Annotated in this window: 18 protein-coding genes; 13 read left to right on the forward strand and 5 right to left on the reverse strand. The window is 71.6% G+C overall.

Features of this window, described 5'->3' with window-relative positions; all coding sequences use genetic code 11:
- The first annotated feature begins 295 nt into the window (after positions 1-295).
- The 3 genes from CV755_RS10085 to CV755_RS10095 are packed head-to-tail and all read left to right on the forward strand — an operon-like array spanning position 296 to position 3,470.
- A complete protein-coding gene (locus tag CV755_RS10085; protein WP_109279832.1) occupies positions 296-1,504 on the forward strand; it encodes a DMT family transporter in 1,209 nt (402 codons plus the stop codon).
- A 12-nt stretch (positions 1,505-1,516) separates the two neighbouring features.
- Positions 1,517-1,999 carry an inorganic diphosphatase gene (locus tag CV755_RS10090; protein ID WP_109279833.1) on the forward strand — a complete coding sequence of 161 codons (483 nt, stop codon included), beginning with the start codon at positions 1,517-1,519 and terminating at the stop codon, positions 1,997-1,999.
- Positions 2,000-2,039: 40 nt separating this feature from the next.
- Positions 2,040-3,470 carry a hypothetical protein gene (locus CV755_RS10095; RefSeq protein WP_109279834.1) on the forward strand — a complete coding sequence of 477 codons (1,431 nt, stop codon included), beginning with the start codon at positions 2,040-2,042 and terminating at the stop codon, positions 3,468-3,470.
- 19 nt (positions 3,471-3,489) lie between these two features.
- On the opposite strand, the gene ssgD is transcribed toward CV755_RS10095, so the two are convergent.
- Both ssgD and CV755_RS10105 read right to left on the reverse strand, forming a co-directional pair.
- The gene (gene ssgD, locus CV755_RS10100) at positions 3,490-3,903 is read right to left on the reverse strand and encodes a spore wall synthesis regulator SsgD (RefSeq protein ID WP_109279835.1); all 414 of its coding nucleotides are present in this window, start codon (positions 3,901-3,903) and stop codon (positions 3,490-3,492) included.
- Between the two features lie 243 nt (positions 3,904-4,146).
- Positions 4,147-4,449: a YciI family protein gene (locus CV755_RS10105; protein WP_109279836.1), complete on the reverse strand. Its 303-nt coding sequence runs from the start codon at positions 4,447-4,449 to the stop codon at positions 4,147-4,149.
- A gap of 49 nt (positions 4,450-4,498) precedes the next feature.
- Here CV755_RS10105 and CV755_RS10110 point away from each other — a divergent pair, with 49 nt between their 5' ends.
- The 9 genes from CV755_RS10110 (at position 4,499) to CV755_RS10150 (ending at position 14,219) form a co-directional block, all read left to right on the forward strand.
- On the forward strand, positions 4,499-5,218 hold the full coding sequence (locus CV755_RS10110) for an endonuclease V (RefSeq protein ID WP_109279837.1): 720 nt from the start codon (positions 4,499-4,501) through the stop codon (positions 5,216-5,218).
- A gap of 65 nt (positions 5,219-5,283) precedes the next feature.
- Positions 5,284-6,216, forward strand: a complete 933-nt coding sequence (locus CV755_RS10115; protein WP_109279838.1) for a dihydrodipicolinate synthase family protein — start codon at positions 5,284-5,286, stop codon at positions 6,214-6,216.
- Between the two features lie 61 nt (positions 6,217-6,277).
- On the forward strand, positions 6,278-6,646 hold the full coding sequence (locus CV755_RS10120; protein ID WP_193553387.1) for an MmcQ/YjbR family DNA-binding protein: 369 nt from the start codon (positions 6,278-6,280) through the stop codon (positions 6,644-6,646).
- Between the two features lie 134 nt (positions 6,647-6,780).
- Entirely contained in the window at positions 6,781-7,914 is a 1,134-nt protein-coding gene (locus tag CV755_RS10125; protein ID WP_109279839.1) for a CaiB/BaiF CoA transferase family protein, read from the forward strand.
- On the forward strand, positions 7,911-9,053 hold the full coding sequence (locus CV755_RS10130) for an acyl-CoA dehydrogenase family protein (RefSeq protein ID WP_109279840.1): 1,143 nt from the start codon (positions 7,911-7,913) through the stop codon (positions 9,051-9,053). Before CV755_RS10125 ends, CV755_RS10130 begins: the two co-directional genes overlap by 4 nt.
- 32 nt (positions 9,054-9,085) lie before the next feature.
- Positions 9,086-10,300, forward strand: coding sequence for an acetyl-CoA C-acetyltransferase (locus CV755_RS10135; protein WP_109279841.1), 1,215 nt, complete (start codon positions 9,086-9,088; stop codon positions 10,298-10,300).
- Between the two features lie 181 nt (positions 10,301-10,481).
- Positions 10,482-12,659 carry a 3-hydroxyacyl-CoA dehydrogenase NAD-binding domain-containing protein gene (locus CV755_RS10140; protein ID WP_109279842.1) on the forward strand — a complete coding sequence of 726 codons (2,178 nt, stop codon included), beginning with the start codon at positions 10,482-10,484 and terminating at the stop codon, positions 12,657-12,659.
- Between the two features lie 166 nt (positions 12,660-12,825).
- Complete coding sequence (locus CV755_RS10145; RefSeq protein WP_109279843.1) at positions 12,826-13,569, forward strand: tyrosine-protein phosphatase; 744 nt, start codon at positions 12,826-12,828, stop codon at positions 13,567-13,569.
- Complete coding sequence (locus CV755_RS10150) at positions 13,566-14,219, forward strand: HAD family hydrolase (protein ID WP_109279844.1); 654 nt, start codon at positions 13,566-13,568, stop codon at positions 14,217-14,219. Before CV755_RS10145 ends, CV755_RS10150 begins: the two co-directional genes overlap by 4 nt.
- A 127-nt stretch (positions 14,220-14,346) precedes the next feature.
- On the opposite strand, the gene CV755_RS10155 is transcribed toward CV755_RS10150, so the two are convergent.
- Positions 14,347-14,799: an iron chaperone gene (locus CV755_RS10155; protein WP_109279845.1), complete on the reverse strand. Its 453-nt coding sequence runs from the start codon at positions 14,797-14,799 to the stop codon at positions 14,347-14,349.
- Positions 14,800-14,942: 143 nt separating this feature from the next.
- Positions 14,943-16,148 carry an alpha/beta hydrolase family protein gene (locus CV755_RS10160; protein WP_109279846.1) on the reverse strand — a complete coding sequence of 402 codons (1,206 nt, stop codon included), beginning with the start codon at positions 16,146-16,148 and terminating at the stop codon, positions 14,943-14,945.
- Positions 16,149-16,232: 84 nt separating this feature from the next.
- Here CV755_RS10160 and CV755_RS10165 point away from each other — a divergent pair, with 84 nt between their 5' ends.
- On the forward strand, positions 16,233-17,234 hold the full coding sequence (locus tag CV755_RS10165) for an ArsR/SmtB family transcription factor (protein WP_109279847.1): 1,002 nt from the start codon (positions 16,233-16,235) through the stop codon (positions 17,232-17,234).
- A 46-nt stretch (positions 17,235-17,280) separates the two neighbouring features.
- On the opposite strand, the gene CV755_RS10170 is transcribed toward CV755_RS10165, so the two are convergent.
- Positions 17,281-18,141, reverse strand: a complete 861-nt coding sequence (locus tag CV755_RS10170) for an alpha/beta fold hydrolase (protein WP_109279848.1) — start codon at positions 18,139-18,141, stop codon at positions 17,281-17,283.
- Positions 18,142-18,191 lie beyond the last annotated feature (50 nt).

An 18,191-nucleotide genomic window follows, 5' to 3' on the forward strand; every position in this document is an offset into this window, starting at 1 on the left:
TGCGCATGCCAAGGATCGGATGTGCCGGACATTGAAGCGTCCCCCCGTAAATGCCTGCCTATGGCCCGATTTGACCCTCAAGACATTCCATGGGTGCCCGGCGGAACGCAACCGATTTTCCAGCCATAAATCCCTGCGTAGGCGAAATACGCGGAATGCTGTCCCCTAGGGAACCCGGTACCCGTACTCCCCCAGGAGTAGGAACAACCCCGTACCCAGGAACGACGACGGAACGGGCGGGGCGCGGCATGGTGGGAGGTATGGACGACCACGCTACGGACCGCAGAGGCGAGTCGTGAGCGCACTGACGCTCTCGGTGCTGCTCTGCCTGGTGTCCGCCGTCTGTTACGCGGCCGCCGCCATAGTGCAGGAGCGCATCGCCGCCCTCCCCGGCGGCGGTGCCCGGCAGGCGCTGCGCCGCCCCGGCTGGTGGGGCGCGGTGGCGCTCACCGCCCTGGGCGCGGGCCTGCATGTTCTGGCACTGGCCTACGGTCCGTTGAGTGTGGTGCAGCCACTGGGGGCGCTGACCATAGTCTTTGCGCTGCCCATGGCCGCCTGGTTCGTCCGCCGCCCGGTCGGGGCGGCCGGCTGGCGGGGGGCCTTACTGGCCACCGCCGGGCTGGCCGGGCTGCTCACCCTGACCGGCCCGCCGCGCACCGAGCACCTCGCCGGCTCCGAGCGCCCCGCGCTCGCGCTGGCGGTGCTCGGTGCGATGGCCGGGCTGATGCTCGCCGCGCACTGGATGCGGCGCCCGGTGGTACGGGGGGTGGTGCTGGCCACCGCGGCGGGCGCCGCCTTCGGCATGGCCTCGGTGTTCACCAAGGCGGTCGCCGAGGACCTCACCGACCATCACCCCGCCGCGCTGGGGGTGAGCCTGGGCGCCATAGCGCTGCTGGCCCCCGCGGGCATGCTGATCTCCCAGGCCGCCTACCGTGGCGCCGGGCTGGCGGCCCCGCTGGCCACCCTGACCGTGGTCAACCCGGTGGTGGCGGCGGCCGTGGGCACTCTGGTGCTGGGCGAGGCCTTCCGGTACGGGCTCACCGGCGGCCTGCTGGCCTTACTGGCGGGAGCGGTGACCGCGGCCGGTGTTGTGGTGCTGACCTTCCGCGAAGCGGAACTGGCCGCCCAGGAGCCAGGCATCACCGCGGAGTTGGGCCCCGCCGCGTCGGATCCCGCCACGGGGCCGGGCCTCACCGCGGAGCAGGACCCCGCCGCGGAGTTGGGCCCCGTGCCCGTGCTGGTGTCCGTGCCCGAGCCGGATCCGGCCCTCCAGCCGGATGCCGCCCTCAGGCCGGATTCGGCCCCCGAGCCGGATTCCGCCCCCGGGCCCTGGTCCGGACCCGTCCCGCTGACCGGCCGGGAGCCGGAGGCCCGGGTGCCCAGAGCCCGGACGCGCCCCCGCCGGATGACCGTCCGCTGTGGTTCGAAGTCGCCTGAGGACCAGTCCGTTCGGGCCGTGGTGCGGGCGTGCGCCCCGCGCCACCATGGGGCTGCCGACCCCTGAGGAGGAGCGCCCATGGACTTCGACGTCGTGGTGGAAATCCCGCAAGGCAGCCGCAACAAATACGAGATGGACCATGAACGGGGCCGTATCCGCCTGGACCGGCTGCTGTTCACCTCCACCCGCTACCCCGCCGACTACGGCTATATCGAAGGCACCCTGGGCGCCGACGGGGAGCCGCTGGACGCCCTGGTGCTGGCGAGCGGTGAACCCACCTTCCCGGGTGTGGTGATCCGCTGCCGGGCGATCGGGATGTTCCGGATGCACGATGAACAGGGCGAGGACATCAAGGTGTTGTGTGTCCCTGCCGCCGACCCCCGCCAGGAACACCTGCGTGATCTGCGGCACTTGCAGCAATTCGACCGGCTGGAGATCCAGCACTTCTTCGAGGTCTACAAGGAACTGGAGCCGGGGAAGTCGGTGGACGGCGCCTGCTGGGGCGACCGTTCGGCCGCGGAGCGGGAGATCACCGTCTCCCGGGACCGCGTGGAGGGGTGACCGCCCGCACGGCCCACAGCTTGATGCGGTACAACGAGCCATGGCCAAGTACCGCGCCACCGTCCCCCTTCTCGCAGTCGCCGCCGGCTTTGCGGTACTGCAACTCTGCTACGCCGTCGTACATATGGACCTCGGCTGGGATGAGACCGTCTACCTCTCCCAGGTCGATCCCCGCCATCCCGCCGCCTACTTCAGCGCCCCCCGCTCCCGGGGCATCACCCTGCTCGTCTCCCCGCTGATCGCCGTCACCTCCTCCGTACTCACCCTGCGCATCGCCCTGGCCCTGCTCTCCGCGGCCGCCCTCTACGCCGCGTTCAAGGTGTGGGAACCCCTGCTCGGCAAGGGCCGGGTGGCCCTGGCGGCCCTGCTGTTCGCCACCCTGTGGATCACCGTGCTCAGCGGTCCGGAGGTGATGCCCAACCTCTGGCTGGCGTTCACCGCGGTGGCCGCCACCGGCTGGTTTCTGCGCGCCCGCACCGGCGCACCGGAGCGCCGCAAGGCGCTTTTCCGGCTGACCGCCACCCTCGCCGCCGCCACCCTGCTGCGTGCCCCGGACGGCGTCTGGCTGTCCTTCCCCCTGCTGGCCGCCTGTGCGCTGGCCCGGCCCTGGCGCCGTCCGGCAGCGGCCGGCGCCGTCCTCGGCGGGCTGGCGCTGGGCGGGCTCCAGTGGGCCATCGAGGCATATGTCCGCTTCGGTGGCATCCTTAAGCGGCTATCCGATTCCAGCGACACCGAGGGCGGCATGGGCCGCGCCCTGGGCGCCGGGGTGCGGGCCGCCTTCCGCAGCCTGGACGGACCCCAGCTGTGCCGCCCCTGCCATATAGCCGCGCCACCGGTGACCCATACCCTGTGGTGGCTGCTGCTGCCCGTACTCGCCCTGGCCGCCTGTGCGTTGGCCGCCCGCCGCCCGGACCGGGCCGCGATCGTCCTCCCGGTCGCCGGTGCGCTCTCCCTGGCCGTGCCCTATCTGCTGCTGCTGGACTACGCCGCCCCCCGCTTCCTGCTCCCCTGCTACGCCCTGCTCGCCCTGCCGGTCGCCGACCTCACCGTCCGCGCGGTACGGGCCATGCCGGCCCCGCGCCGGCGCTCACTGGTCGCCCTGCTGCTCTGCGCGGTGTTCGCCGGCCATCTCGCCGTACAGGTCAAGGAGTTGCGCTACAACGCCGCCGACGCCCGGGACACCGCGGTGCGTTACCGGCGCGCCGCCCGGGAGCTGAACCGCCTGGGGGTGGCGGCGCCCTGTCTGGTCACCGGGCCGCGCGCCCAGCCCATCGGCTATGAGGCGGGCTGCACCTCGGCCCAGACCATGGGCAACAACCGCTCCACCACCACCGCCGGCCTGCTCCGCGCCGCGGCCGCGGAACCCCTCGCCGTACTCTTCGACCCGGCCGACGGCTATCTGCCGCCGTACGCCCGCCACTGGCACCGGCACCCGCTGCCGGGCACCGACTGGAGCGTATATCTGCGCTGACCTCCCGGCGCCCGCCTCATCAGGCCTGCCGCAGCAGCGCGGCCACCTCGGAGTCCACATCCACCAGCCCGGCCTCCCCGCCGGCCGGTACCAGGGTGTAGGAGGCGGTCAGGAAGCCGCGCAGCTCCTCGGTGTCGATCTGCACCATGGCCACCCCCTCCTGGGCGTGGAACTCCAGCACCGTGCGCCGCGGCCCGCACGGCCACACCCGGACATCACCCCGGCCCGCCGGGGTCAGCAGCCCGCTGGCCAGCAGCTCGCGGGCGAAGGCCCACTCGACCTCGGCGCCGTCCAGCGAGGCGGCCGGCGGAAAGGAGATATGCACTGCATAAGGATCGGTACGCGCATAGCGCAGATGGGCGGGAACCGCACGGGGCCGGGCGGCCGAAGCGATAAGCCGTGCCTGAACGGCCTGGTCGATGACAGTGGACAACGCCTGCTCCCTCGCGGTTGGTTGGCTTGCGGGTGACGTCCGGGTGGTGAGTCCAAGGGCCTTCCCAGGGTGAGACGGCGGAACGACATCCGTAGTGCTTGATTCAAGAGTGAGATGCGTCACTGCCCTTGGAAAGCAAGGCAATTGTGGCTTTTCCGGAGGAACGTCAAGCAAACTCGCAAGCGGGCCAAACCTCTTGGACCGGCCCGGAGCCGCCCCGCTCACCGGGGCGGCTCCGGGCCGCTACCGCGCGGGCATGGGCTGGCGGTACTGCTCCAGCGCCGGGGCGGTCTTGGTGGCATAGAACTGGGTGATCGAATACTCGCACACCCCCGCCACCGAGAAGGGATCGCTCCTGGCGATCTCCTCGATCTTGGCCCGGTCGTCGCCCACCGCCAGGATCACCCCGCCGTCCCGGGGCTCCTTACGGCCGGAGGCGAGAAAGACGCCGGAGGCGTAGTGCGCGTCCAGCCAGGCCAGATGCTCGGGGTGCGCGGCTTCCACCCGGTCCATGGGTGCGATATAGGTCAGCTCCATCACGAACATGACCGACAGGCTAAGTCCCGGTTCCACCGGTCCCGTAACCTGCCGCGTTATGAACGACAAGTCCGACCATCTGCCGCCCGACTGGCCTACTGACGAGGCCGCGGCCCACGCGGTTCAGGACGAACTGCGCGGCCGGGTCATCCTGGACGAGCCCGGCCCCGCGCCCGGCGCACCGCTGGTCGCGGTGGGGGTGGACGTGGCCTATGACGATGAGCGGGATGTGGTCGTGGCGGCGGCCGTGGCGCTGGACGCCCGGACCCTGGAGGTGCTGGAGGAGGCCACCGCCGTGGGGCGGGTCGCCTTCCCCTATGTCCCCGGCCTGCTGGCCTTCCGGGAGATTCCCACCGTGCTGGCCGCGCTGGACCGGCTGGCGGTCACCCCAGGCCTGCTGGTCTGTGATGGCTATGGCCTGGCGCACCCCCGCCGCTTCGGACTGGCCAGCCATCTGGGCGTACTGACCGGTCTGCCGTCCATCGGCGTGGCCAAGAACCCCTTCGTCTTCCGCTACCAGGACCCCGGTCCCCGGCGCGGGGACAGCGCACCGCTGCTGGACGGTGCGGAGGAGGTGGGCCGGGCGCTGCGCACCCGCACCGGGGTCAAGCCGGTGTTTGTCTCGGTCGGGCACCGGGTGAGCCTGGACACCGCCTGTGCCCAGGTGCTGGCGCTGACCCGGGGCTACCGCCTGCCGGAGACCACCCGCGCCGCGGACTCGCTGTGCCGCCGGGCTTTGGCGGCGGAGACCGGCTCCGTCCCGCCCGGTGCCGAGTAACGGGCGGGCGGCTGGGCAGCCTACGCGCCGAAGGCGCGTGCACCCACCCCAGGAGGCAGCCGACCATGAACCCCCAACTGACCGGCATCGTGCCCCCGTTGTGCACCCCGTTCACCCGGGACGGGGAAGTGGACACCACATCCCTGGCCGCCCTGGTGGCGAGAGCCCTGGACGCCGGCGCAAGCGCCGTATTCGCCCTCGGCACCTGCGGCGAGGCGGTCTTTCTCACCGACGCCCAGCGCCGCACCGTCCTGGACACCGTGGTCCAGGCCGCGGCGGGCCGGGCCCCGGTGCTGGCCGGTGTCATCGATATGACCACTCCCCGGGTGCTGGTGCACGCCCGTGCCGCCGCCGAGGCCGGGGCGGCGGCGCTGGTGGCCACCGCGCCCTTCTACACCGGCACCCACCCCGCCGAGACCGCCGGCCACTTCCGCCGCATCCGGGGTGCGGCCGGACTCCCGCTGCTGGCCTATGACATCCCGGCCGCGGTGCACTCCGGGCTCCCGGCGGCCACCCTGCTGACGCTGGCCGAGGAGGGCGTGCTGGCCGGGCTCAAGGACAGCAGCGGCGACCTGGGCGCCCTGCGCCGGCTGCTGCTCGCCCTGCGCGAGCGCGGCCTGCAGGACACTTTCTCGGTGCTCACCGGCTCCGAACTCATCGTGGACGGTGCCCTGTTGGCCGGAGTGCAGGGCGTGGTGCCGGGGCTGGGCAATATCGACCCGGGCGGCTATGTGCGTCTTTACCGGCATGCCCGGGCGGGGCGCTGGCCGGCCGCGGCCGCCGAACAGGACCGGCTGACGGCCCTGTTCGCCCTGGTGGACGCGGGCGCCGGGACACCTCCCGGAATGAGCGGCTCCGCCTCCGCCCTGGCCGGTTACAAGACCGCCCTGCATCTGCTGGGCGTCATCGGCCACCCGGCCACCGCCACGGGCCAGGTGCTGCCGGAGCCCGCGGTGCGTACCGTACGTACCCTGCTGGCCGGGGCCGGGTTGCTCTGACAGTGCCGGGGGTTAGCGTGAGCGGCAACATGCGACCAGACCCCGGAAGGCGGCCGCCACCATGACCGATCCCCTCAAGGTCCGAGCAAGGGTCCGGGAATTCGCCCTGTCCCTGCCGGGGGCCGTGGAGGAGTTCCCCTGGCACGACCATGCCGTGGTCAAGGTCAACAAGAAGATCTTTGTCTTTCTGGGCTCGGAGGACGACACCGCCTCGGCCGGCATCAGCGTCAAGCTCAAGAATGAGGAGGCGCACGGCCACGCCCTGGCCGTCCCCGGGGCCGCCCCCACCGGTTACGGTCTGGGCCGGGCCGGCTGGGTGTCCGTCCCGCTGGCCGGTGACGGCGCCCCGGCCGAGCTGCTCTGCGACTGGGTGGAGGAGAGCTATCGGGTGGTCGCCCCCAAGCGCCTGGTCGCCCGGCTCGACGGGTGAGCCGGCAATGAGCCGTCAAAGCGGCGCGCTGTCCCGGCACTTGTGAAAACTGGAACACGTTCCTAGCATCGCTGGCATCGCGAGTGTGACAGCGGTTGTGTCATAGCGGTGTCATCACCAGCTTTGGGGGCTGCATGGCGGCAACGGAAAGCGGCCCACTGGCCGGAGTGCGCGTACTGGAACTGGCCGGCATCGGGCCCGGCCCCTTCGCCGCCATGCTGCTGGCCGACCTCGGCGCCGATGTGGTGCGGGTGGACCGCCCCGGCGGACCCGGCCTGCATATCGACCCGCGCTTCGATGTCACCAACCGCAACAAGCGCTCGGTGCTGATCGACCTCAAGGACGAGCAGGGCCCGTCCACCGTGCTGGCCCTGGCCGAGCGGGCGGACATCCTGCTGGAGGGCTACCGCCCGGGAGTCGCCGAACGCCTGGGCGTCGGCCCGGAGGACTGCCTGGCCCGCAACCCCCGCCTGGTGTACGGCAGGATGACCGGCTGGGGCCAGCACGGCCCGCTCGCCCACACCGCCGGACACGACCTCGGCTATATCGCCGTCACCGGCGCCCTGGGTCTCACCGGTGACCCCGAGGGGCCCCCGTACGCCCCCGCCAATCTGCTGGGCGACTACGCGGGAGGCTCCCTCTACCTGGTCATCGGGGTGCTGGCCGCCCTCCACCACGCCCGTACCACCGGCACCGGCCAGGTGGTGGACGCCGCCATCGTGGACGGCACCGCCCATCTGACCGCCATGCTGCACGGCATGCTGGCGGCCGGCGGCTGGCAGGACCGGCGCGGGGCCAACCTGCTGGACGGCGGCGCCCCCTTCTACGGCACCTACCGCACCGCCGACGGCCAGTACATGGCGGTGGGCGCGCTGGAGGAGCGGTTCTGGGCGGAGTTCACCGCCCGGCTGGGCATCGGGCACCTCACCGCCGCCCGTAGCGACCCGGCCCGCTGGCCGGAACTGCGCACCGCCATCGCCGAGCGCTTCGCCCGGCACACCCGCGACCACTGGACCGAGGTCTTCGCCGGCTCCGACGCCTGTGTGGCCCCGGTGCTCTCACTGCGCGAGGCCCCGCACCACCCGCACCTGGCCGAGCGCGGCACCTTCGCCGAGCACCAGGGCATCACCCAGCCCGCACCCGCCCCGCGCTTCTCCGTCACCCCCGGCGCCCTGCGCCGCCCGCCCGCCCAGCCGGGCGCCCACAACGCCGAGGTCGCCCGGGACTGGGGCGCCGGCATTCCCCAGCAGAAGGGTCAACAGCCGTGAAGCGCCAGCTTTTCAAGGCCGGGCACCACACCTTCCGGGAGACCGTCCGGACCTTCCTGGCCAAGGAGGTCACCCCGCACTACGAACAGTGGGAGCGGGACGGCATGGTTTCCCGCGACGCATGGCGTGCCGCCGGACGGCAGGGACTGCTGGGACTGGCGGTGCCCGAGGAGTACGGCGGCGGGGGCACCGACGACTTCCGCTACAGCGCCGTGCTCACCGAGGAGTTCACCCGTGCCGGGGCGCCCGGCTTCGCCATCGGGCTGCACAACGACATCGTCGGCCCCTACCTCACCACCCTGGCCACCGAGGAGCAGAAAAGGCGCTGGCTGCCCGGCTTCTGCTCCGGGGAGTGCGTGGGCGCCATAGCCATGACCGAACCCGGTGCCGGCTCCGACCTCCAGGGCATCCGCACCACCGCCGTGGCGGACGGCGACCACTGGGTGATCAATGGCGCCAAGACCTTTATCTCCAATGGAATCCTGGCCGACCTGGTGATCGTGGTGGCCAGAACCACCCCCGAGGGCGGGGCCAAGGGCCTGAGCCTGCTGGTGGTGGAGCGGGGCACCCCCGGCTTCGACCGCGGCCGCAATCTGGACAAGATTGGCCAGAAGGCCCAGGACACCGCGGAGTTGTTCTTCACCGATGTCCGGGTGCCCAAGAACAACTTGCTCGGCGAGCGCAACGGTGCCTTCGCGCATCTGATGCACCACCTGCCTCAGGAGCGGCTGTCCATCGCGGTGGCCGCCATCGCGGCCGCCGAGCATTTGCTGGAGATCACCACCGAGTATGTCAAGGAGCGCGAGGCCTTCGGCCGTCCGCTGGCCCGGCTTCAGCACATCCGCTTCGAGATGGCCGAGATGGCCACCGAATGCGCCGTCACCCGTGCCTTCCTGGACCGCTGTATTGCCGACCACACCAAGGGCGAACTGGACGCGGTGCATGCCTCGATGGCCAAGTGGTGGGCGACCGAACTGCAGAAGCGGGTGGCCGACCGCTGTCTGCAACTGCACGGCGGCTATGGCTATATGACCGAGTACCGGGTCGCCAGGGCCTTCACCGACGGCCGCGTCCAGACGATCTACGGGGGCACCACCGAGATCATGAAGGAGATCATCGGCCGCTCCCTGCTCGGCTGATCCCACCCCGAACTCCCGCGAAAGGCACCCATGTGAGCACCGAAGCGTATGTCTACGAGGCCATCCGCACCCCGCGCGGGCGTGGCAAGGCCAATGGCGCCCTGCACGCCACCAAGCCCATCGACCTGGTGACCGGCCTGATCCGGGAGCTGCGCCGGCGCTTCCCCGGCCTGGATCCGGCCGCCATCGACGACATTGTGCTGGGCGTGGTCAGCCCGGTCGGCGAACAGGGCTCCGATATCGCCAGGATCGCCGCCATCGCCGCCGGACTGCCGGACACCGTGGCCGGCGTCCAGGAGAACCGCTTCTGTGCCTCCGGGCTGGAGGCCGTCAATTTGGCTGCCGCCAAGGTCCGTTCGGGCTGGGAGGACCTGGTGCTGGCGGGCGGCGTGGAGTCGATGTCCCGGGTGCCGATGGCCTCGGACGGCGGCGCCTGGTTCGGCGACCCCATGACCAACCTGGACACCGGCTTCATCCCCCAGGGCGTGGGCGCCGACCTGATCGCCACCATCGGCGGCTTCACCCGCCACGATGTGGACTCCTTCGCCGCCCGCTCCCAGGAACTGGCCGCCACCGCCTGGAAGGAGGGCCGCTTCGACCGCTCGGTGGTGCCGGTACGCGACCGCAACGGCCTGGTCGTCCTGGACCGGGACGAGCATCTGCGCCCCGGCACCACCGCCGAGTCCCTGGCCGCCCTCAAGCCCTCCTTCGCCGCCATTGGCGAGGCCGGCGGCTTTGACGCGGTGGCGCTGCAGAAGTACCACTGGATCGAGAAGATCGACCATGTCCACCACGCCGGCAACTCCTCCGGCATCGTGGACGGCGCCGCCCTGGCCGTCATCGGCAGCCGCGCGGTGGGCGAGCGCTATGGCCTCACCCCCCGGGCCCGGATCGTCTCCGCCGCCGTCTCCGGCTCCGAGCCCACCATCATGCTCACCGGGCCCGCTCCCGCCACCCGCAAGGCGCTGGCCAAGGCCGGGCTGACCATCGAGGACATCGATCTGATCGAGATCAACGAGGCCTTCGCGGCGGTGGTGCTGCGGTTCGCCGAGGAGATGGGCATCGGCCTGGAGAAGATCAACGTCAATGGCGGCGCCATCGCCCTGGGCCACCCGCTGGGCGCCACCGGGGCCATGCTGCTGGGCACCGTGATCGACGAACTGGAGCGGCAGGACAAGCGGTATGGGCTGATCACCCTGTGCGTGGGGGGCGGCATGGGCATCGCCACGGTGGTGGAACGCGTCTGAGACTCTGTGCGGCGGGATCGTCCCGCGTCGGATCGTCCACCCCCGGGTGCGGCCCGGCTCGGCACCGCCGGAGACCGCCGTCGTGGCCGAGCGCCGCTGCGGCGGGGAAAGTTCCGGGGGCTTGGGCCCCCGCCCCCGCTTACGCCCCATGCTCCTTCACCACCCCATGGAGAGCCCCGAGATGAACCAGAGCAGCAAGACCATTCGCTGGGAGCAGGACGGCGAAGGCGTCGTCACCCTGGTCCTGGACGATCCCAGCCAGTCCGCCAACACCATGAACCGCGACTTCCAGGCCTCGCTCACCGCGATCGCCGACCGCCTGGAGGCCGAGCGGAGTTCGGTACGCGGCATCATCGTCACCTCCGCCAAGAAGAGCTTCTTCGCCGGTGGCGACCTGCGCGAACTGATCGCCGTCACCCCGGAGACGGCCCAGCAGTTCCTGGATGCCTGCCAGCAGATCAAGCGGGACCTGCGCCGCATCGAGACCCTGGGCGTACCGGTGGTCGCCGCCCTCAACGGCACGGCCCTGGGCGGCGGTTACGAGATCGCCCTGGCCTGCCACCACCGCATCGCCCTGGACGCCCCCGGCACCAGGTTCGGCCTGCCCGAGGTGACCCTGGGCCTGCTGCCGGGCGGCGGTGGCGTCACCCGCACGGTACGCCTGCTGGGCATCACCGACGCCCTGCTGAAGGTGCTGCTCCAGGGGACCCAGTACGACCCCCGACGGGCCCTGGCGGCCGGACTGGTCCATGAGGTCGCCGACAGCGTGGACGAGATGCTGGCCAAGGCCCATGCCTATATCACCGCCCACCCCGAGTCCCGCCAGCCCTGGGACACCGAGGGCTACAAGATCCCCGGCGGCACCCCCGCCCACCCCAAGCTGGCCGCCAGCCTCCCCGCCTTCCCGGCCAACCTGAAAAAGCAGACCGGCGGCGCGCCCTACCCCGCCCCGCGCAATATCCTGGCGGCCGCCGTGGAGGGCGCCCTGGTGGACTTCGAGACGGCCCAGCTGATCGAGTCCCGCTACTTTGTGGAGCTGGCCGCCGGCCAGACCGCCAAGAACATGATCCAGGCGTTCTTCTTCGATCTGCAGGCCGTCAACGCGGGCCGCAGCCGCCCCGCCGGGATCGAGCCGCGCCCGGTACGCAAGGTGGCGGTACTGGGCGCCGGGATGATGGGCGCGGGCATCGCCTATGCCTGCGCCAAGGCGGGCATCGAGGTGGTCCTCAAGGATGTGTCGCTGGACAACGCCCGCAAGGGCAAGGCGTATTCGGCCCGGCTGCTCGACAAGGCACTGGCCAAGGGCCGTACCACCGAGGCCAAGCGGGAGGAGCTGCTGGCCCGGATCACCCCCACCGCCGAGCCGGCCGACCTGGCCGGCTGTGACGCGGTGATCGAGGCGGTCTTCGAGGACTCCTCCCTCAAGCAGCGGGTCTTCCAGGAGATCCAGCACCTTGTGGCCCCCGACGCCCTGCTGTGCTCCAACACCTCCACCCTGCCCATCACCCTGCTCGCCGAAGGGGTGGAGCGGCCCGCCGACTTCATCGGCCTGCACTTCTTCTCGCCGGTGGACAAGATGCCGCTGGTGGAGATCATCAAGGGGGAGCGCACCGGAGAGGAGGCGCTGGCCCGGGCCTTCGACCTGGTCCGCCGGATCCGCAAGACGCCCATCGTGGTCAATGACTCCCGGGGCTTCTTCACCTCCCGGGTCATCGGCCGGTTCATCAACGAGGGCGTGGCCATGGTGGGCGAGGGAGTGCCCGCCGCCTCGGTGGAACAGGCCGCCGCCCAGGCCGGCTACCCCGCCAAGGTGCTCTCCCTGATGGACGAGCTGACCCTCACCCTGCCGCGCCGCATCCGCGAGGAGACCCGGCGGGCGGTGGAGGCGGCCGGCGGCACCTGGACGGCGCACCCCGCCGACGCCGTCATCGACCGCATGGTGGAGGAGTTCGGCCGCACCGGCCGCAGTGGGGGCGCGGGCTTCTACGACTATGACGCCGACGGCAACCGGACCGGCCTGTGGCCGGGACTGGCCGAGCACTTCGGCAAGGGCCGGGCCGCCAACGTTCCCTTCGAGGACATCAAGGAACGGATGCTCTTCGCCGAGGCGCTGGACACCGTGCGCTGCCTGGAGGAGAAGGTCCTCACCTCGGTCGCCGACGCCAATATCGGCTCCATCCTGGGCATTGGCTTCCCCGGCTGGACGGGCGGTGCGCTGCAGTACATCAACGGGTACAAGGGCGGCCTCCCCGGGTTCATCACCCGCGCCCGGGAGCTGGCCGCCACATATGGCGAACGCTTCACCCCGCCGCCGCTGTTGCTTACCAAGGCCGAACGGGGCGAGACCTTCACGGACTGAGGGGGGCGCGCCCTCAGGGGCGCGGGGCAGCAGTGATATGCGGCTCCGCCGCGTAAGGCTGCCCGGCGCCCTGGGCGCCGGGCCAACTGCCCATATCTTGCCTGGAATCGGACACCGTACCCGCTTGATCCTTTCGGCTCCGGGCCAACCGGGTTAGATTCTCCGGGTGACGAGACACATCGCGTTCGATCGCCTTCACAACTTCCGTGATCTGGGCGGCTATCGCACCGCCGACGGCCGCTCCCTGCGCTGGCGGCGCCTCTACCGCTCGGACTCCCTGGGCAAGCTCCAGGGCCAGGACCTCAGCCGCTTCCAGGCCCTCGGCATCCGCACCGTGATCGACCTGCGCTACCCCTGGGAGATCTCGGCCCGGGGCGCGGTCCCGGTCCGGGACGGGCTCGATTACCACAACCTCAGCATCGAGCACCGCCCTTACGACCAGGCCGAGATCGACCCCGCCCTGGACCCCTGGCGCTATCTCGCCGACCGCTATGCCGAGGTGGCCTCGGACGGCGCCAAGGAGATCCGCGCCGCCCTGGAGCTCATAGCCGACCCGGACAGCGGGCCACTGGTCTTCCACTGCGCCTCCGGCAAGGACCGCACCGGCCTGATCGCGGCACTGGTGCTGTCCCTGCTGGACGTTCCCGAGGACGACATCGCCGCCGACTTCGCCCTCACCGAACTGGCCACCGAGCGGCTGCTGGCCGACTGGCAGGCCGCCAACCCCGGCCGCACCATGCGCTGGCCCGGCTACGGCCGCGCCCCGGAACAGGTGATCCGGCTCTTCCTGGCGGATCTGGCCGCCGCCCATGGATCGGTCCACGGCTACGCCACCGAAGTCCTGGGCGTGGACCATGAATTGACCGGCCGGCTCCGCGAATCCCTCCTCGCCCCGGCAGGTTCCCCGTGATCCACCCCATTGAACTGGTGATCTTCGACTGCGACGGGGTGCTGGTGGACAGCGAACCCCTGGCGGTCCGGGCCAATGTGCGTATCGGCGCCGAACTGGGCTGGCCGCTGACCGAACAGGATGTGCTGGACCTGTTCGTCGGCCGGTCCGTCGCCTCCGTGGAGGCCGAGATCTCCTCCCGGCTGGGCAATGAGGCGGCCGCCGCCTGGACCGAACGGTTCCAGGAACTCCATCAGGCAGCCGTCAATGCCGGGTTGACCGAGGTGGCGGGCATCAGCGAGGCACTGGCCGCGATCACCTTCCCCACCTGCGTCGCCTCCAGCGGCCCCCACCACAAGATGCGCCACACCCTGGGCGTCACCGGCCTCTACCCGTACTTCGAGGGCCGTATCTTCAGCGCCACCGAGGTGGAGCACGGCAAGCCGGCCCCCGACCTGTTTCTGCACGCGGCCGCCGCGATGGGCGTGGCACCGGCCGCCTGTGTGGTGGTCGAGGACAGCAAGTACGGCGTCCAGGCGGCCCGCGCCGCCGGAATGCGCGCCCTCGGCTATGCAGGCGGCCTCACTCCCGCCGAGTGGCTGGCCGGTCCGGACACGGTGGTCTTCGAGGACATGCGCAAACTTCCTGCTCTGCTGGAGGAGTTGGGATGACCAGGGCCAGTAACGCGGGCTACGGTGCCGAAGCGGACAAGCTCGCCGTGCAGTACGAGAGAGTGAGCTTCGCCCACGTCCACCGCCACACCCTGCGTGAGCAGTGCTTACCCGAACACGGCGTATCTCAACTCACCGCCCGCCTCACCAACTCGGCGATCCGTGCCTCCACCTCCTCCGTCACCTCGGTCAGGGCGAAACCGGCCGCCCACATCGTGCCCTCGTCCAGCTTCGCCTGATCGCTGAAGCCCAGTGTGGCGTAACGGGACTTGAACTTCTCCGCACTCTGGAAGAAGCAGACCACCTTGCCGTCCAGCGCATAGGCGGGCATCCCGTACCAGAGCTTCGGCGCGAGGGCCGGGGCGGTGGCCGTGACCACGGCATGGACGCGCTCGGCCATGATCCGGTCCGAGTCCCGCATTTCGGCGATCTTCGCCAGCACATCCCGCTCCGCCTGCGCCGCCTTCTCCGCGTGCGAGCCGCGGCGCGCCGCCTTCTTCAGCTCTTGGGCGTGATCCTTCAGCGCGGCCCGCTCCTCGGCCGTGAATCCCTGATGCGTGCCACCCTTGGTGCTGCTCATGGCAGATTCCCCCTTGAGGATCTCGACGTCCACAACCTTCAGAGGAAACGCTATCCGGACCCACTGACAACGGACGCTACGGCGGCGGGCTCTACCGGCCGTGGCCCTGAACGGCCTGAAGGTTCAGGCCGGTTGTGGGACGGTCAGGCCAGGTGCCGGGTGAAGAACGACCGCACCCGGGCGCGCACCGCGGGCACCGACCGGGCCGGGTCGATCGTGCCCACCAGCTTGTCGCGGCTCGCGGGGCTCATCAGTCCCGCCGCCTGCAACTGCGGTGCCAGGGCCGCGTAGTCGGTGAACACCCAGTGCCGGGCGTGCTCCAGCCGGGGAGCCCGGCGGGCGTGGCCGTGGGAGCGGGCCAGTACGGCCGCCCATGAGCGTTCATAGGGCTGGCCCTCGAAACCGTCCGTGCCCAGCAGGAGCAGCGGTCGGTCCGTCCCCTCCCGGGCCACCGGGAACAGCTCTCCGGACGGCTGGTCCAGGTAGCCCTCCAGATTGACCGCGGCCGCGATGCGCCGGTCCCGGTGCATCGCCTCGGCCACGCTGGTGCCGCCCGCGGAGTGGCCGTAGGCCCCCACCCGGCGCAGGTCCAGCGCCCGGCCGAGGTGCCGGGGCAGCGGCCGCCCGGCCGCGTCCGGGTTCCGTCCGGCGGCCAGCACCGCCAACTGGTCCAGGACAAAGCGGAGATCCGCGATCCGGGTGTCGATCAGGGTGCGGAACAGTCGCGGGTGAAGGCGGGGATCCTCCCGGATGACGGTGTCCCGGACGATCTCCCGCCCGGCCCTGGGCACCGGGAACTCGACCTCGCTGCCGTCTCCGGGGTGGTCCACGGTCACCACCACATGCCCATGGCTGGCCAGTTCCTCGGCGAGCGAGGTGCCCACCGTACGCGGGTCGGCGCCACCCGGGCTGTAGACCAGCACCGGCCGCCGTACCGGCTGGGCCGGAGCCCCGCTCGCCGAGTGCGTCGGGGTGGCGGCCCAGTCCACTCCCGAGGAGGGCAGCCCATGTATCGGGACGTCGATCTGGCGGAAGTCTCCCGCCGCCTTCGGGGTCAACTGCCGGGCGAGCGCATGGCCATGGGTGCTCAGAGCCGGGTAGTGGATGCTGACCATCACCTCTCTTACCGCGATGGCGTTCCAGGGGTCCCGCCTGCGCCGGTCCACCAGATAGAGGGTGGTGACTCCCAGCGGGTGGGGCCCGGTGGGCGGCGGGAGCCGCAGGGTGTGGCCGCCCGGCGTCCGGGCCTGTGCGGTGCCCGGCAGCAGCAGGCCGGCGGTCGCCAGGGCGGCGGAGCGGAGGAAAATCCGCCGGTCTAGGGTGAGTTCGGAAAGCGGGGAACGGGTCATGCCCTCAGGCTGCCGCCCGGCGGCGGTCCGGACGATCTTTAAGGCCCTGGCCCAAACGATGGCGCGGCACCGTCAAGGAGCGTAGTGATCCGGATCCACCTCACCGCCGCCGACCTCGCCGCCATACGGTTCGCACCGCGCCCCGCCCAGCTCCAGGAACTCCACAGCGCCCTGCTGATGCTGGGCAGCCGGGAACACCAACTGCTCTACGGCCGCTGGCGCCAGCGCCTGCTGCGCGCACTGCCCCCGGCCGCCGAACCACTGGCCGACCTGGTGCCCGGCGGGCGGGCACCCGCCTTCCTCGATGTCCTCGCCCCCACCCTGCCGGAGGGGCTGGAGGCCCTGCGGTCCCTCAGCCCGCACTTCATCCGCGCCGAGCTCAGGCGCGTCTACGCCGGTTCCCCGGCTCCGTCCTGGATCCACGGCCTCCACCAGGGCGAGGCCGCCGCCTGGCGCACCGTGGGCCACGCCCAGCGCACCGCCTTCGACACGGTGCTGGGGCCCGTCTGGCCCCTGATCCAGGACCTGCACCGCGCCGAGTTCACCCGGCATGCCCTCACCGTGGCCGAGCATGGCATCGGCACCGCGCTGAGCGGCCTGATACCCGGCTCCCGACTGACCGGCTCCGTCTGGGAGTTGGCCGCTCCCTTCGACCGCGACATCCACCTGCACGGCCGGGGCCTGCTGCTCCAGCCCACCTTCCACTGGACCGGCCATCCACTGCTCGCCGACCTGCCCGGCCGGCCCCTGGTGCTGACCTATCCCGCGGGCCCCGGCCTGCCGCTCGCCCCCGACGGGGACCCGGACCCGGAGAAGGCGCTGGCCGCCGTGCTGGGCCGGACCCGGCTGCGGCTGCTGCTCCTGCTCACCGAGGAGCACTCCACCGGCGAACTGGCCCGCCGCCTGGGCGTCAGCGACGCCACCGCCTCCGCGCACACCGCGGCCCTGCGCGGGGCGGGCCTGATCAGCACCGTCCGGGCCGGAAAGGCGGTCCGCCACCGCCGGACCGCCCTGGGCGGCCTGCTGGTCGGCCGGCTGTCCGGCCCCGGCGACCGGCCGGTCAGGCCGGCCGGTGAGGCGTGGTGACCGCCGGTCCGGCAAGCTCGACTCACCGGATGCTCAACTCACCGGCTCAGTTCACCGAAAAGCGCCGGCTGAGGAACGAGGTGACCGTCCGGACGAAGCGGAGCCGGTCGTCCAGCCAGGGATAGTGCCCGGCCCCTCGCTGCACGGCGAGTTCGGAACGGGGGAACAGCCCGGCGATGGCGGCGGCGACCCGGGGCAGCGGGCCGCCGTCCAGCTCACCGGCGAGCAGCAGCACCGGCGCGTCCAGGGTGGCGGCAATGGCCGCACGCGTCTCGGCGGGGGAGAAGGCGCCGTCGGACGCATAGACCTCCGCCGCCTCCGCGTTGCGCTGTGCGTCCGCCGAGGCGGCATGCGCCTGCGCTACCGCGTGCCAACGGCCGTAGTGGAACGGTGCGGTGGCGTGCCGGTCGGCCTCGGTCCCCGAGCCGTCCCGGACGGCCTGGTACGCCCGGTACGCCTCGGCGAACCATGGCTCGGCCGTCCGCAGTTCCACCGCCTCCCGGCGCTGCTCCTCGGTGAACTCCACGCCCAGCGCCCGCGCCCAGGCGGTGACCAGGGCCAGCGAGCCCACCCGCCAGGGATACCGGGCCGCATAGCGGATGGCCAGCTCACCGCCCGCGCAGTGGGCCAGCACATCCACCCGTGCCAGCCCCAGATGGGCACGGAGCGCCTCCACATCGGCGACCTGCCGGTCACAGCGATAGGTATCCGGATCGGCCGGCGCCCCCGACTCTCCGGTGCCCCGCAGATCGAGCAGCACCAGCCTGCGGTGCCCCGACAGCCCGCCGAGATCGCCGAGATAGGCGGAGGCACGCATGGGGCCACCGGGCAGACAGAGCAGCGGCTCGCCCTCCCCCTTGAGGTGATAGGCGAGTTGGGTCCCATCGGGGGCGGTAAAGGTCGGCATGGCGCTCTCCTCAGATCCCTGGATCCCTGGTGCCGAGAGCATCTCTCTGC

This window comes from Streptomyces orinoci, from assembly GCF_003121295.1.
Taxonomy (GTDB): domain Bacteria; phylum Actinomycetota; class Actinomycetes; order Streptomycetales; family Streptomycetaceae; genus Streptomyces; species Streptomyces orinoci.